This window comes from Ancylobacter tetraedralis (assembly GCF_014195655.1).
Taxonomy (GTDB): Bacteria; Pseudomonadota; Alphaproteobacteria; order Rhizobiales; family Xanthobacteraceae; genus Ancylobacter; species Ancylobacter tetraedralis.
The window spans coordinates 75,635-88,908 of the sequence record NZ_JACICD010000010.1; the positions used below are offsets into that span (position 1 = coordinate 75,635).

Annotated in this window: 12 protein-coding genes; 6 read left to right on the forward strand and 6 right to left on the reverse strand. The window is 66.0% G+C overall.

All coding sequences use genetic code 11. The features are described 5' to 3' along the window. Positions 1 to 33 precede the first annotated feature (33 nt). From FHS55_RS19940 to FHS55_RS19965, 6 genes are all read right to left on the reverse strand, one after another. Complete coding sequence (locus tag FHS55_RS19940; RefSeq protein ID WP_183191542.1) at positions 34 to 1,695, reverse strand: choline dehydrogenase; 1,662 nt, start codon at positions 1,693 to 1,695, stop codon at positions 34 to 36. Positions 1,696 to 1,767: 72 nt separating this feature from the next. Beyond that, complete coding sequence (locus FHS55_RS19945) at positions 1,768 to 2,265, reverse strand: thioesterase family protein (RefSeq protein ID WP_183191543.1); 498 nt, start codon at positions 2,263 to 2,265, stop codon at positions 1,768 to 1,770. A gap of 5 nt (positions 2,266 to 2,270) precedes the next feature. Then, positions 2,271 to 3,218, reverse strand: coding sequence for an electron transfer flavoprotein subunit alpha/FixB family protein (locus FHS55_RS19950; protein WP_183191544.1), 948 nt, complete (start codon positions 3,216 to 3,218; stop codon positions 2,271 to 2,273). Between the two features lie 33 nt (positions 3,219 to 3,251). Next, the gene (locus tag FHS55_RS19955; protein ID WP_183191545.1) at positions 3,252 to 3,998 is read right to left on the reverse strand and encodes an electron transfer flavoprotein subunit beta/FixA family protein; all 747 of its coding nucleotides are present in this window, start codon (positions 3,996 to 3,998) and stop codon (positions 3,252 to 3,254) included. 35 nt (positions 3,999 to 4,033) lie between these two features. Further along, positions 4,034 to 4,846 carry a citryl-CoA lyase gene (locus FHS55_RS19960; RefSeq protein WP_183191546.1) on the reverse strand — a complete coding sequence of 271 codons (813 nt, stop codon included), beginning with the start codon at positions 4,844 to 4,846 and terminating at the stop codon, positions 4,034 to 4,036. Between the two features lie 85 nt (positions 4,847 to 4,931). Then, on the reverse strand, positions 4,932 to 5,732 hold the full coding sequence (locus FHS55_RS19965; RefSeq protein ID WP_183191547.1) for an aspartate/glutamate racemase family protein: 801 nt from the start codon (positions 5,730 to 5,732) through the stop codon (positions 4,932 to 4,934). Positions 5,733 to 6,104: 372 nt separating this feature from the next. Here FHS55_RS19965 and FHS55_RS19970 point away from each other — a divergent pair, with 372 nt between their 5' ends. The 6 genes from FHS55_RS19970 (at position 6,105) to FHS55_RS19995 (ending at position 13,266) form a co-directional block, all read left to right on the forward strand. After that, positions 6,105 to 6,962: an ABC transporter permease gene (locus tag FHS55_RS19970; RefSeq protein WP_183191548.1), complete on the forward strand. Its 858-nt coding sequence runs from the start codon at positions 6,105 to 6,107 to the stop codon at positions 6,960 to 6,962. Then, on the forward strand, positions 6,962 to 7,738 hold the full coding sequence (locus FHS55_RS19975; RefSeq protein ID WP_183191549.1) for an ABC transporter permease: 777 nt from the start codon (positions 6,962 to 6,964) through the stop codon (positions 7,736 to 7,738). Before FHS55_RS19970 ends, FHS55_RS19975 begins: the two co-directional genes overlap by 1 nt. A 2-nt stretch (positions 7,739 to 7,740) precedes the next feature. After that, on the forward strand, positions 7,741 to 8,805 hold the full coding sequence (locus FHS55_RS19980; RefSeq protein ID WP_183191550.1) for an ABC transporter ATP-binding protein: 1,065 nt from the start codon (positions 7,741 to 7,743) through the stop codon (positions 8,803 to 8,805). Positions 8,806 to 8,829: 24 nt separating this feature from the next. Then, positions 8,830 to 10,476: a choline dehydrogenase gene (locus FHS55_RS19985; RefSeq protein WP_183191551.1), complete on the forward strand. Its 1,647-nt coding sequence runs from the start codon at positions 8,830 to 8,832 to the stop codon at positions 10,474 to 10,476. Positions 10,477 to 10,544: 68 nt separating this feature from the next. After that, positions 10,545 to 12,008 (forward strand): betaine-aldehyde dehydrogenase, encoded by a 1,464-nt coding sequence (gene betB / locus FHS55_RS19990; protein WP_183191552.1) that lies wholly within the window; start codon positions 10,545 to 10,547, stop codon positions 12,006 to 12,008. Between the two features lie 193 nt (positions 12,009 to 12,201). Beyond that, positions 12,202 to 13,266, forward strand: a complete 1,065-nt coding sequence (locus tag FHS55_RS19995) for a polyamine ABC transporter substrate-binding protein (RefSeq protein ID WP_183191553.1) — start codon at positions 12,202 to 12,204, stop codon at positions 13,264 to 13,266. Positions 13,267 to 13,274: the final 8 nt, after the last annotated feature.

A 13,274-nucleotide genomic window follows, 5' to 3' on the forward strand; every position in this document is an offset into this window, starting at 1 on the left:
GAGATAGGCGAGCGAAGGCCCGCCCCCCGGGGCTCAGCGTTGGCTGGTCCGCCAGTTCGGATGGACCCAGAAGGGCGCATCGTCGGGGGGCAGCGGCGCGCGCGCGAGGCAGAAGTCGGCGGCGCGCTCGCCGATCATGATGGTCGTCGCATTCGTGTTGGCGCTCACCACATGCGGCATGACCGAGGCATCGGCGATGCGCAGCCCCTCAAGGCCGTGCACGCGCAGGTCCGTCCCGACCACACCCCGCCCTTCCGGTCCCATGCGGCAGCTGCAGCTCAGGTGATAGGCCGTGTAGACCCGGCTGCGCATCCAGTCGTTCAGCGCCGCCTCGCTCGTCACCGCCGCGCCGGGATCGATCTCCACGCCACGAAACCCGTCGAAGGCCGGTGCGGCGACGATCTCGCGCGTGATCGCCACCGCCTCCCGGAAGGTTCGCAGGTCCCCGTCATCGGCGAGGTAGTTCACGCTCAATAGCGGGGCCTGTGCCGGGTCGGCCGACGTCAGCCGGACCTCGCCGCGCGAGGCCGCGTCCAACATGGTCATGTGGATCTGGAAGGAATCGATCGCGTAAGGCTTGTAGCTGGCGTGCGAGATCGCCAACGGGAAGAATTCGAGCTTGATGTTCGGCTTGCGCAGCCCCGCCCGCGTGCGCAGATAGGCGGCGGCCTCGAACTGGTTGCTTGCAGCGACGCCGCGATGGAACAGGAACCAGTCGAGACCCACAAACAGGCGGCCCGGCCATTTTGCGTGGCGCCGCAAGGTGACAGGGCGGGTGCAGGCGACCTGCACCTGCAAGTCGGGATGATCCTGCAGGTTGGCGCCGACCATGGGATTGTCGAGCACCACGTCGACGCCGAAGCGCCGCAATTCCTCGGCCGGGCCGACGCCGGACAGCTTGAGCAGGTGGGGCGAGCCCACGGCCCCGGCGCACAGGACAATTTCGCGCCCAGCATGCGCGTCCTGCCGCTTTCCCTGGCGGTTGAACGCGACGCCAATGGCGCGTCGTCCGGCGAACAGGACCCTTTCGACGGTAGCGCCCGGAACGATGGTCAGGTTATGCCTCGCCCGCACCTCGGGGGTGAGATAGGCCCGCCCCGTGCCCTGCCGCCGGCCTTGCCAGATCGACTGTTCGCCCGCCGCGAAACCCTCGTGCTGCGGTCCGTTGTAGTCGTCGCTGATCGGATAGCCGCGTTCCCGACCGGCGGCGAGGAACGCCGCATTGAGCGGGTGGGCCGAGAGATCGGGCTTCGTCACCCGGATCGGCCCCTCGCCGCCTCGGTAGCGGTTCGCGCCACCCGGCGCCGTCTCCATCCGCCGGAAATAGGGCAGAACGTCCGCATAGCCCCAGCCGGTGCAGCCGTGCACATCGCGCCATTCCTCGTAATCCTGAGGATTGCCCCGTGTGTAGACCATGCCGTTGATCGAGGACGAGCCGCCGATGACGCGCCCGCGCGGCTGGCCGATGCGCCGGCCGCCGAGATGCGGCTCGGGCTCGGTCTCGAATCGCCAGTTGTATTGCGTCGAATTGAGCAACCGATCGACGGCGAGCGGCATGTCGATCTTCCAGCTGCGATCGTCCGGCCCGGCCTCCAGCAGCAGGACGGAAATGGAAGACGGCTCGCTCAGGCGGGCGGCGAGCGCCGCGCCGGCGGATCCCGCCCCGACGACGATGAAATCATAGGTCGATTGCATGGCAGAGCCCCCTGGGGATGGCGGCAGGCGCGGTGCAGGACGCGCAGATGATCGCGTTCCGGACGGCCAGCCTTATGCGCGATGATAGGCAAGCGGGCGTGTCAGCACGGTGCCGACGCGCTCGGGCATCGGTAGACTCTTCTGAACCTCGAACACCCGCGCGATCACCGCCAGCATCGCCTCGCTGGCGGGCGCGGACTTTCCGCGGCGGACATGGATCGACAGATGTTCGCCCGTGGCGAGAAGAGTGGCGTCGGCGTCGAAAAGGCGATGCAACAGGTGCAGGCGCTTCTCGTCATAGGCCAGCACCTGGGTATCCGCGCGCAGCACCGTTCCGACCTTGCACTCGGCGACATGGCGCAGATGCGTTTCGAGCGTGAAGTACGCGCCCTCCGCTGCATTGGCGAAGTCCACGCCGGCCAGGCCGTAGAAGGCATCCGACGCCTCGCCGAAGACCTGAAGGTAGCGGTGCTCGGTCATATGGCCGTTGTAGTCCAGCCACTCGGGCAGGACGCGGCCGCCCCACAGGCGCAGCGGCCGGCCCGCCTTCACGTCGTCTTCCGCGCCCATGGCCGTCAACTCCGAAGCGCCCTGTCGAACTCCGGCAGGACCTCGAACAGGTCGCCGACGAGGCCGTAATCGGCGACCTGGAAGATCGGCGCCTCCGGATCCTTGTTGATGGCGACGATGACCTTTGAATCCTTCATCCCGGCGAGATGCTGGATGGCACCGGAAATGCCGACCGCGATATAGAGTTCGGGCGCCACCACCTTGCCGGTCTGGCCGACCTGCCAGTCGTTCGGGGCATAGCCCGCATCCACCGCGGCGCGCGAGGCGCCGACCGCCGCGTCCAGCGTGTCGGCAAGCGGCAGGATGACATCGCGGAACGTTTCCACCGAACCGAGGGCCCGCCCGCCCGAAACGATCCGCCTCGCCGAGGCCAGTTCGGGACGCTCGGACACGGCGAGTGCATCGGAGAGGAAGCGCGACAGGCCGGTCGATGTCCCACCGGCGATTGCCTCGATCGGCACGGTCCCGCCCTCGGCCGCCGCCGCGAACGAGGCGGCGCGCACGGTGATCACGAGGGTGGCATCGCTCGACTGCACGGTCTGGATCGCATTGCCGGCATAGATCGGCCGCTTGAACGTATCCGCCGACACCACCTCGACGATGTCCGACACCTGCATCACGTCGAGCCGCGCCGCGACCCGGGGCAGCACGTTGCGGGCGGACGCGGTGGCCGAAGCGAGAATGACATCATAGGCCGGGGCCAGCGCGACGAGGAGATCGGCCAGCGGTTCCGCGAGTTGGTGGGCGAGGGCGGCGTCCTGCGCCAGCAGCACCTTCGTCACCCCTGCCAGCCGCGCCGCCGCCTCCGCCGCGGGCCGGGCATCCGCGCCGGCGACAAGAACGTGGATCTCGGCGCCGGAGAAGCCGGCGATCTTCAGTGCCGCCGTGAGCGCCTTGGCCGTCTGGTCCGACAGGCTACGCCCGGCATGTTCCGCGAGAAGGAGAATGGGCATCGAATGGGTTCCTTCGTCTCTTGCGCCGCAACGTCACACGACGCCGGCGTTTCGCAGGCCCGCCACCAGTTCGCGCGCCGAGGCGACCTTCACGCCGGCACCTCGGCCGGCCGGCTCCTCCGTCCACAGCACGCGCAGGCGAGGTGCGATGTCGACGCCGAAATCGGCCGGCGTCTTGCGCTCCAGCGGCTTCTTCTTCGCCTTCATGATGTTCGGCAGCGAGGCGTAGCGCGGTTCGTTCAGCCGCAGGTCGACGGTGACCACGGCCGGCAGCGTCACCTCGATCGTCTGCAGCCCGCCATCGACCTCGCGGGTGATGCGGGCGGTCTGATCCTCGATCTCGACCCTCGAGGCGAAAGTCGCCTGCGCCACGCCAAGCAGCCCGGCCAGCATCTGGCCGGTCTGGTTGCAATCATCGTCGATCGCCTGCTTGCCGACGAGGATGAGGCCCGGCCGCTCCGCCTCGGCGACGCCACGCAGGATCTTGGCGACGGCGAGCGGCTCGACCGATGCATCCGTCTCGACCAGGACCGCCCGATCCGCACCCATGGCGAGCGCGGTGCGAAGCGTCTCCTCGGCTTTGGCCGGGCCGATGGAGACCACCACGACCTCGCTCGCCTTGCCCGCCTCTTTCAGTCGCAACGCCTGTTCGACGGAAATCTCGTCGAACGGGTTCATCGACATCTTCACATTGGCAAGTTCGACGCCGGAGCCGTCGGGCCTCGCACGAATCTTGACGTTGTGGTCGACCACCCGCTTTACCGGCACGAGTATCTTCATGGTGCCTTCCATCCCAACATTGCGGATACCGGCGCTCACCAGCCGGCCGCGGCCAGATCGTCCGCCAGCACCCGGCGTGTCCGCGCGTAGTCGACGTGGCTGTCGGGCACGATGCGATTGATCGCGCCGGACTGAAGCTCCTCGGAAATGTGGGCGATGAGGCCGGGGAAGGTCGACAGGACCGCGATGCCTTCCATCTCCTGCGGGGTGAAGCCCATCTGCACCATGATGGACGCGAGCATGCCAACGTCGTTCAGCACGAGGTCCGGCTTGTTGGCTGCGCGCTGAAAGGCACGGTGCACGGCTTCGTAAAGCTCGTTCGCTTCGCCCCAGACGCCGAATTCACGGGCGAAACCCTTCAGCTTCTCCGAGCGGGGGTCGACATGGCGGAACACCGGATGGCCGAATCCGGGCACCCGCTTCTTGGCCGCACGCAGCTCGGAGACATGGCTCTCCGCGAAGGCGTCAAGATCCTGGGTACTCGCCTTCCACAGCGCCAGCGTCTTGCCGATGAACACGCCGGTCGCCTCCGGCGAGACGGCATAGTCGCCGGCGCCCAGCACGCCGGCCGCCAGCCCGGCCGTCATCCGCGGATTGACCGACACCACGGCCCGCGCGGCGAGCGTGCCAGATTTCTGCAGGCCGTAGTCGAGGATCGAGCAGAGGATGACATCCATCATCTTCGCCTCGCCCGGTGAGGGAACCCGTCCGCGCAAGAGGAGAAAGGCGATGCCCGAGAATGAAAGCCGGCCGACCAGCTCCTGCATTGCGTAGCCGCGAATGTAGATGTCCTCGTCGGCGATATCGCTGATTGAGGTGATCCAATGCGACGGGGTGCTTTTGGTCATGATCATCCCTTGGTGAGCGACACACGCGCGCGGCGTCGGCGGGTGCTCGCGGATTGAAGCCGGCCTGCCGTCAGAAGGCCTGCCGTCAGAAGGACTGCTTGCGCGAGGGCAGCGTGGCGTTCCACGCCTCGCGCGTCTGGCGGCTGATGCTCTGGAAATGGGCGTCGTGTGGCTGGCCGTAGAAGCCGGCGCGGGAGAGCTGGAGGATACCGCCCTGCCGCATATGCGCCGTGACCTCGGCCATCATGAGCGCCATCAGGTTGGGATTGAGCACCGGCACCTCGGCCGGGGTGCCGCCGTTCATCAGGTATTTCTGATAGGCGGCCGCGATGATGGTGCAGTTGAGGATGACGGCCTCGGCTCCGGTCCGCTCCACCGCGCGGCGCGAGACCTCGATGACGTCGGCGGCGACCGCCTCGGTGTCCTTCACCATATCGCGGACATACCAGTCGATGACGTCATAGCCGACGATGAGATCGCCGGCGCCCGACAGGCGCGCATTGTCCTTCATCAGCGAGCAGGCCTTCACATGGTCGGTGACGATGACCGCCGTCCGGCCGTGATAGGCGAGAAGCTGGAGCGAGGCTTCCATCGGGCCGATCACCGGCATGTCGGTCAGTTCGCGCGCCACGCGCACGCCGGGATCGTAGCAGCAGCCGCTGATGACCGCGTCATAGCCGGCTTCCTCGGCCTGCTGCACCGCCTCGAACAGCGCCATCTCCACGAAATGCTTGGGATAGAAGTAATCCATGTCCGCCGGGACGGCATCGAGATGGGTCACGTCCAGCGTCGTGCCGGCCATGCAGTAGTGCGACAGCGTCTCGTGGATGAGCCCGTCATAGGCGGTCGTGCCGAACGGGTTGATGAAATTGATGCGACGAGACACGACGGAACCCCTTTGCGACGCGCATGAGGAGGAAGGCTGGGATCATCACGCCAGCACGCCGTGGCGAGGCTCGATGACGGATATCCGAAAGGGTAACAAAAAATCCTGATACGTCAAATAATGATACCGAACAGTCTGACGCAGGATCCGCCTGGAACGCATCGCCCCCGCGCGCGCCGACCAGGAAGCCGGTGCCTTCCGGGAACCGCAGGCCGATCCGGCGCCACGCCCGCAAAAAAGGCACTTCCCATTTTTTGTCCGGCGAGTATTATTTTCTGAAAGGTCAGTCTAGCAATTCGCCGCGACCGCACCGGCGCATCGGGATCGCGACCCCGCATGTCTGGACGATGGACCCCGGGAGCCAATGTCGGAATGAAATCCAGGGCGACGAATTTCCTCCTGATCCTGCCGGGCGCGGCCTGGCTCGGCGTGTTCCTGCTGCTGCCGTGCTCGCTGGTTCTGGCCTATGCCTTCATGACGCGCGGCGTCTATGGCGGGGTGGTGCCCACCTTCTCGCTCGACAATTTCGTTCGGGTATTCGACGCGGTCTATATCGAGATCTTCCTGACGTCGGCGCGGATCGCGCTGCTGGCGGCCCTGGTCTCGCTGGTGATCGGCTATCCCGCGGCCTACGCCATCTCCCGGCTGCCCGGCACATGGCAGTTGCCGGCGCTCTTCTTCGTGATTCTGCCGTTCTGGTCGAACTATCTCATCCGAACCTATGCCTGGATCGTGCTGCTCAATCGAACCGGCGTGATCAACGAGGGCTTGCGCGGCCTCGGCATCATCGATGCGCCGCTCGACATTCTCTATACCGAGTCCGCCATCGTCGTCGGGCTGGTCTACAACTACCTGCCCTTCGTCATCCTCTCGGTGTTTTCCTCGATCCAGCGGCTGAACCCGGAAGTGCTGGAGGCGAGCGAGGATCTGGGCGCCGCGCCGTGGCGCACCTTCCTGCGCGTGACGCTGCCGCTGACGATGCCGGGCGTGGTGGCCGGCGGGGTCTTCGTCTTCGTGCTGTCGATCGGCAACTTCATCACGCCCAACCTGCTGGGCGGCGGCCAGGTCAAGATGGTCGGCAACGTCATCTACGACCAGTTCACCTCCGCCCGCGACTGGCCGTTCGGCGCGGCGCTGTCGCTGTCGCTCATCGCCATCATGATGGTGCTTCTGGTCATCCAGACCACACTGTCGCACCGCATCCGCAAGATCGAGAAGGTGGAGGCCTGATGCGCCGCAACAGCCTGCCGCTCACCCTGCACCTGCTGCTGACCTTCCTGTTCCTCTACGGGCCGATCGTCGTGCTGGTGGTGCTGAGCTTCAACGCCTCGGGCCTGCCCACCGTCTGGGGCGGCTTCTCGCTCAAATGGTATGCCACGCTGTTCGCCAACAAGAAGATGCTCTACCCCACGCTCAACACCGTGGTGGTCGCCACCGTGGCGACGCTGGTGGCGACGGTGTTCGGCACGCTGCTGGCGATGGGCATCGAACGGATGCGCCCCTCGGCGAAGATCGACGCCATCCTGTTCATGCCGATGATCATTCCCGACATCGTCTTCGCGGTGGCGCTGCTGGGCTTCTACACCGCCATCAAGTTCACGCTCGGCCTGCACTCCATCATCATCGCCCACATCGTGTTCTGCATCGCCTTCGTGTGCGCCGTGGTCCGCACCCGGCTGAACGGCTTCGACCATGCGCTGGTCGAGGCCTCGATCGATCTGGGCGCCTCGCGGCTCACCACCTTTCGCAGGGTGACGCTCCCGATCATCGCGCCCGGCGTCGTCGCCGGCGCCATGATCTCCTTCACCCTCTCCTTCGACGAATTCGTCATCGCCTTCTTCACCGCCGGGCCGAGCAGTTCGTCGCAGACCTTGCCGATGCTGATCTATTCGATGATCCGCTTCGGGGTGACGCCGGAAATCAACGCGCTCGGCACCTGCATCATCGGCTTCAGCTTCCTGCTGGTCCTTCTCGCGCAGCGTTTCAACAGGCAGGGAACGAACTGACCATGTCGACCACGCCGGTCATCCAGATGAAGGACATCGTCCTCAACTACGGCGCGCTGACGGTCCTTCACGGCATCAGCGTCGACTTCAACGAGGGCGAATTCTTCGCCCTGCTCGGCCCTTCGGGCTGCGGCAAGACCTCGCTCCTGCGGATCATGGCGGGCTTTGCCGATCCCACCAGCGGCCAGATGCTGCTGGATGGCAAGGACCTGATCGGCATCCCCGCACGTCGGCGCCCCGTCAACATGATGTTCCAGTCCTACGCGCTGTTCCCGCACCTGAGCGTCGAGCAGAATGTGCGCTACGGCCTGGAGATGGCGCGGCTGCCGGCGGACGAGATCCGCCAGCGGGTCGGCGCCATCCTGGAGACGACGCATCTCACCGATTACGCCCGGCGCAAGCCCAACCAGCTCTCCGGCGGCCAGCGCCAGCGCGTGGCACTGGCCCGCGCGCTGGTCATGCGCCCGCGTGTGCTCCTGCTCGACGAGCCGCTCGGCGCGCTCGACAAGAAGCTGCGCGAGGTGATGCAGCTCGAACTCAAGCGGCTCCAGCATGAGATGGGCATCACCTTCATCATCGTGACGCACGATCAGGAAGAAGCGCTGGTGATGGCCGACCGCATCGCGCTCATGCGGGCCGGCCAAATCGAGCAGATCGGCACGCCGGCCGAGCTCTATGAGATGCCGGTCTCGCGCTTCGTGGCCGATTTCGTCGGCAAGACGAACTTTTTCGAGGGAGTCGCGAGCGGGGGCAAGGTGAGCGTGGCCGGGCTGGGCGAACTGACCAGCACCCTGCCCGCTTCCGGGGCTGTGGCTTATTCGATCCGGCCCGAGCGCATCTGTGTCGCCCCCGCAAAGAACGACGCGTTCGAGAACTGCTTTCAGGGGGTCATCGAAGAGGTCGCCTATCATGGTCAGGACCAGCACATCCTGGTGCGGCTGGCGGGACAGACAGAGCCGACCATCGCCAGGGTGGGCGCGCAACAGCCCGGCACACGCGACATCGGTGTCGGTGCGCCTGTCTGGCTGGGCTGGAACGGCGCGGACGCCCGCGTCCTCACGCGCTAGGCCGTGAGCACGGGAGGCAAACCCATGTCGAGCCGCGAGCGCTATGACTACATCATCATCGGCGCCGGCTCGGCGGGCAGCGTCCTTGCCGCCCGGCTGAGCGAGGACCCGACCGTCAAGGTGCTGGTTCTGGAGGCCGGCGGTCCCGACCGGCGCTGGGACTTCCGCATCACCATGCCGGCCGCGCTGGTCTATCCGCTGCAGGGCACGACCTATAACTGGCAATTCCTGTCCGAACCGGTGCCGGAGTTGAACGGACGGCGCATCCCGTTCTTCCGCGGCAAGGCGCTGGGCGGCTCGTCCACCATCAACGGCATGGTCTATGTGCGCGGCAATGCGATGGACTTCGACGGCTGGGCGCAAGAGCCGGGCCTGCACGAGTGGAGCTACCGCCATTGCCTTCCCTATTTCCGCCGGTCGGAAAGCTATTCGGAAGGCGGCGATCCGTACCGGGGCGACAGCGGCCCGCTGCACGTCAGTCGCGGGCAGCCGCAAAGCCCGCTTTACCAGCGCTTCATCGAGGCCGCCCGTGACGGCGGGCATTACATCAACGCCGACATCAACGGTTATCGGCAGGACGGATTCGGCTATTTCGACGCGACGATCCACAACGGCATGCGGGAGAGCGCCTCGCGCGCCTATCTCCATCCGGCGATGAAGAGCCGGACCAACCTGACCGTCATCACCGGCGCCATGGTCGGCGGCATCGCCCTGCAAAATGGGCGTGCGGAACGCGTGACCTATCGCAGCGAGGGCGTGGAGCATGTCGGCAGCGTCGGCGAGGAGGTCATCGTCTGCGCCGGCGCCATCCAGTCGCCGCAAATTCTCATGCTGTCGGGGATTGGACCGACCGAAGACCTGCGCAGCCACGGCATCGACGTGAAGGTCGACCTTCCCGGCGTCGGCCGCAACCTCGCCGACCATCTGGAATGGATCGTCTCCTACCACTGCACCAAGCCGGTCTCGTATTTCGAGGCCACCAAGCCGCTCCGGCAGGCGGCGATCGGCGCCGAATGGCTGATGGCGCGCCGCGGGCTGGGAGCGTCCAACTTCTTCGAGGCCGGTGGTTTCCTGAAATCCGATCCCGCAAAAGCCTATCCCGACGTGCACCTGCATTTTGTCGGGCTGGCAGCGGAATATAGCGGCCGGCTCTCGGCGCCCGGTCACAGTTTCCAGGTCCATCTCAGCCCGGGCCTGCCCGCCAGTCGTGGCTGGGTGAGCCTCAAATCCGCCCGGCCCGGCGATCACCCGCTCATCCAGCCGAACTATATGAGCGAGCCGCAGGACTGGATCGATGCGCGCAACGCCATCCGCCGATCGCTCGAGGTGCTCCAGCAACCGGCCCTGGCCGAATACAGGGGCGCGCCAATCCTGCCCGGCGACGCGATCGACGACGAAACACGCCTTGACGCCTATATCCGTGCCCATGCCGAGTCTGGCTACCACTATGCCGGCACTTGCCGCATGGGCGAAGGGCCGGATGCCGTCGTCGACGGCCAGCTGCGCGTGCACGGGGTGAAGGGCCTTCGCGTGGTCGACGCCTCGGTGATGCCCCGTCCCACCAACGGCAACACCAATGCACCCACCATCATGATCGCCGAGAAGGCCGCGGACATCATCCGCCGGCGGCCCCCGCCTCCGCCCTCCGATGCGCCGGTCTTCTACGGCTGACGCGAACTCGGCGCGGCACCGCGACCCTGGTGGACACAACGACATCGCCCTCGAACCGTGAGGCTCCCGTGAAGGCTCAACCCAAAGCGTCCCATTTCATCGACGGTGCCTATGTCGAGGACACCTCCGGACGCGTCATCGAGGTGGTCCATCCGGCAACCGGCGACATCATCGCGCGGCTGCACGCGGCGACGCCGGAACTCGTCATCCGGGCGGTGCTGGCGGCCAAGGCGGCACAGGCCGATTGGGCCGCGTTGCGCCCCGTCGAGCGCGCCCGCATCCTGCGCCGCGCCCATGACCTGGTGCGCGCCCGCAATGACGAGATCGCCCGGATCGAGAGCCTCGATACCGGACGGGCGCTGTCGGAGACGCTCTATGTCGACGCCGTCTCCGTGGCGGAAGCGCTGGAATTCTATGCCGGCGTCATCCCCGCCTATAATGGCGAGGCGATCGCCCTCGGGGGGGCCTTCGCCTATACGCGCCGCGAGCCGCTCGGCGTGTGCGTCGGCATCGGCGCGTGGAACTATCCCTTCCAGGGCGCGGGGTGGAAATCCGCGCCGGCGCTCGCGGCGGGCAATGCGATGGTGTTCAAGCCGTCGGAGAATTCGCCGCTCTCCGCGCTGATCCTCGCCGAGATCTACAAGGAAGCCGGCCTGCCGGACGGCCTGTTCAATGTCGTGCAGGGCTATGGCGACGTCGGCCAGGCATTGGTCGAACATCCCGCCACCGCCAAGGTTTCGCTCACCGGCTCCGTCCCCACCGGCAAGAAGGTGCTGGGCCTCGCCGGCTCGCTGATGAAGCACGGCACCATGGAACTCGGCGGCAAGTCGCCGCTCATCATCTTCGCGGACGCCCCGCTCGACAACGCGGTGAGCGGGGCGCTGATGGCGAACTTCTATTCAACAGGCCAGGTGTGCACCAATGGCACGCGGGTGTTTGTCGAGCGCCCGATCCACGATGCGCTGGTCGCGCGGGTGACGGAACGTGCGGCGAAGATCAAGATCGGCGATCCCCTGGACCCGAGCGTGACGATGGGGCCGCTCATCAGCCGGGCGCAGCAGGAGAAGGTCCTCGGTTACATCGAGGCCGGCCGACAGGAGGGCGCCACGCTGCATTTCGGCGGCGGCGTGCCGGTGATGCAGGGCATGGAAGGCGGCTTCTGGATCGAACCGACCATCTTCACCGGCGTCACCGACACGATGCGCATCGCGCGCGAGGAGATATTCGGACCGGTCATGTCCATCCTCGCCTTCGACAGCGAGGACGAAGTGATCGCACGGGCGAACGACACCGAATTCGGCCTGGCCGCCGGCGTCTTCACCCAGGACATCGCCCGCGCCCACCGCGTCATCGGCAAGCTGGAAGCCGGCATGTGCTGGATCAACAACTACAATCTGGCCCCTGTCGAGGTGCCGTTCGGCGGCGTCAAATCCTCCGGCGTCGGTCGCGAATGCGCGCTCGCCGCGCTCGATCACTACACCGAGATCAAGAGCATCTATGTCGAGACGGGCGACGTGGTGAGCGTGTTCTGACACTCCCCAGCCGGGATCCCGCTGCCGCGCCCCGCACGAACGCGACGACACCACACGTCTCGTATTGACCCCGTATCGCGCCCGGCCTTAGACTGACGAGTACGTATAAAACACTTCTTGGTACGCGTTCGGCATCCCGGTTCCGCCGAGGCGGAGCAAAGTCCCAAAGACAAACCAGAACAGAGGTGGAACGATGAAGACGCTCCGTTCAAGCTTGACGCATGGCACCATGGCCGTCGCCATCGGCGCCCTGACGCTTTTCACCGCGGTCGAGGCACGCGCCGAGAGCATTACCGTCCTGAACTTCGCCAACTACATGCCGGAGGACATCCTCCAGCGGTTCAAGGACAAGACGGGCATCTCGGTCGACCTGGTGACGACCAGCACCAACGAGGAAACGATGGGGCGCCTGACCACCAGCAACGGTGCGGGCTTCGACGTCGTGTTCGTCTCCTCGCCCTTCGCCGAGGCGCTACGCCACCTCGATCTAGTCACAGACGTCAATCACGCCAACCTGCCGAACCTCGTCAACCTCTACGACGAAGCGAAGAATCTCAGCTTCGATCCCGGCAACGTCTACACGGTGCCCTATGCCTGGGGCACGACCGGGCTGTGCTATCGTGACGATCTGCTGTCGAAGGCGCCGACCAGTTGGTGGGACCTGCTCAAGCCCAGCGACGAGGCCAAGGGCAAGATCACCATGGTCTCCACCGATCGCTGGCTGCTCGCCGCCGGCCAGCTGGCCAACGGCTATTCGGTCAACGACGTGACGCCGGAGCACCTGGAAAAGGTCAAGGCGGATCTCATCGCCGCCAAGAAGACCTTGCTCGCCTATGACGACGCCACCTTCTATTCCAAGCTGGTGGCGGGCGAGGCGGTGATGGTCCACGCCTGGGACGGCTGGTGCAACTATGCCCTTGCCGAAACCCCGCACGCCCACTTCGTGGTGCCGAAGGAAGGTTCCGATTTCTACATCGACGTGATGGTCGTGCCGAAGGCCTCCGAGCACAAGGAAGCCGCCGAGAAGTTCATCAACTTCGTGCTGGAGCCGGAAAACCAGGGCTGGGTGTCGACCAACCTGTTCTTCAAGACGCCGAACCGCATCGCCATGGAGGCGCTGCCGGAGGACATCAAGAAGAAGTATCCCAACCTGACCATCACGCCGGCGGACCTCGCCAAGTTCGAGACCTTCCACGACCTCGGCGCGGACCTTCCGCGCGTGTCCAAGGTCGTGACGGAAATCACATCGTCGCGGTGAGAGGCGCC

What these genes read in the sequence shown, in the direction of transcription:
- FHS55_RS19940 (WP_183191542.1), bottom strand. Translation starts at nt 1,695, where the DNA reads ATGCAATCGACCTATGATTTCATCGTCGTCGGGGCGGGATCCGCCGGC.
- FHS55_RS19945 (WP_183191543.1), bottom strand. Translation starts at nt 2,265, where the DNA reads ATGGGCGCGGAAGACGACGTGAAGGCGGGCCGGCCGCTGCGCCTGTGG.
- FHS55_RS19950 (WP_183191544.1), bottom strand. Translation starts at nt 3,218, where the DNA reads ATGCCCATTCTCCTTCTCGCGGAACATGCCGGGCGTAGCCTGTCGGAC.
- FHS55_RS19955 (WP_183191545.1), bottom strand. Translation starts at nt 3,998, where the DNA reads ATGAAGATACTCGTGCCGGTAAAGCGGGTGGTCGACCACAACGTCAAG.
- FHS55_RS19960 (WP_183191546.1), bottom strand. Translation starts at nt 4,846, where the DNA reads ATGACCAAAAGCACCCCGTCGCATTGGATCACCTCAATCAGCGATATC.
- FHS55_RS19970 (WP_183191548.1), top strand. Translation starts at nt 6,105, where the DNA reads ATGAAATCCAGGGCGACGAATTTCCTCCTGATCCTGCCGGGCGCGGCC.
- FHS55_RS19975 (WP_183191549.1), top strand. Translation starts at nt 6,962, where the DNA reads ATGCGCCGCAACAGCCTGCCGCTCACCCTGCACCTGCTGCTGACCTTC.
- FHS55_RS19980 (WP_183191550.1), top strand. Translation starts at nt 7,741, where the DNA reads ATGTCGACCACGCCGGTCATCCAGATGAAGGACATCGTCCTCAACTAC.
- FHS55_RS19985 (WP_183191551.1), top strand. Translation starts at nt 8,830, where the DNA reads ATGTCGAGCCGCGAGCGCTATGACTACATCATCATCGGCGCCGGCTCG.
- FHS55_RS19995 (WP_183191553.1), top strand. Translation starts at nt 12,202, where the DNA reads ATGAAGACGCTCCGTTCAAGCTTGACGCATGGCACCATGGCCGTCGCC.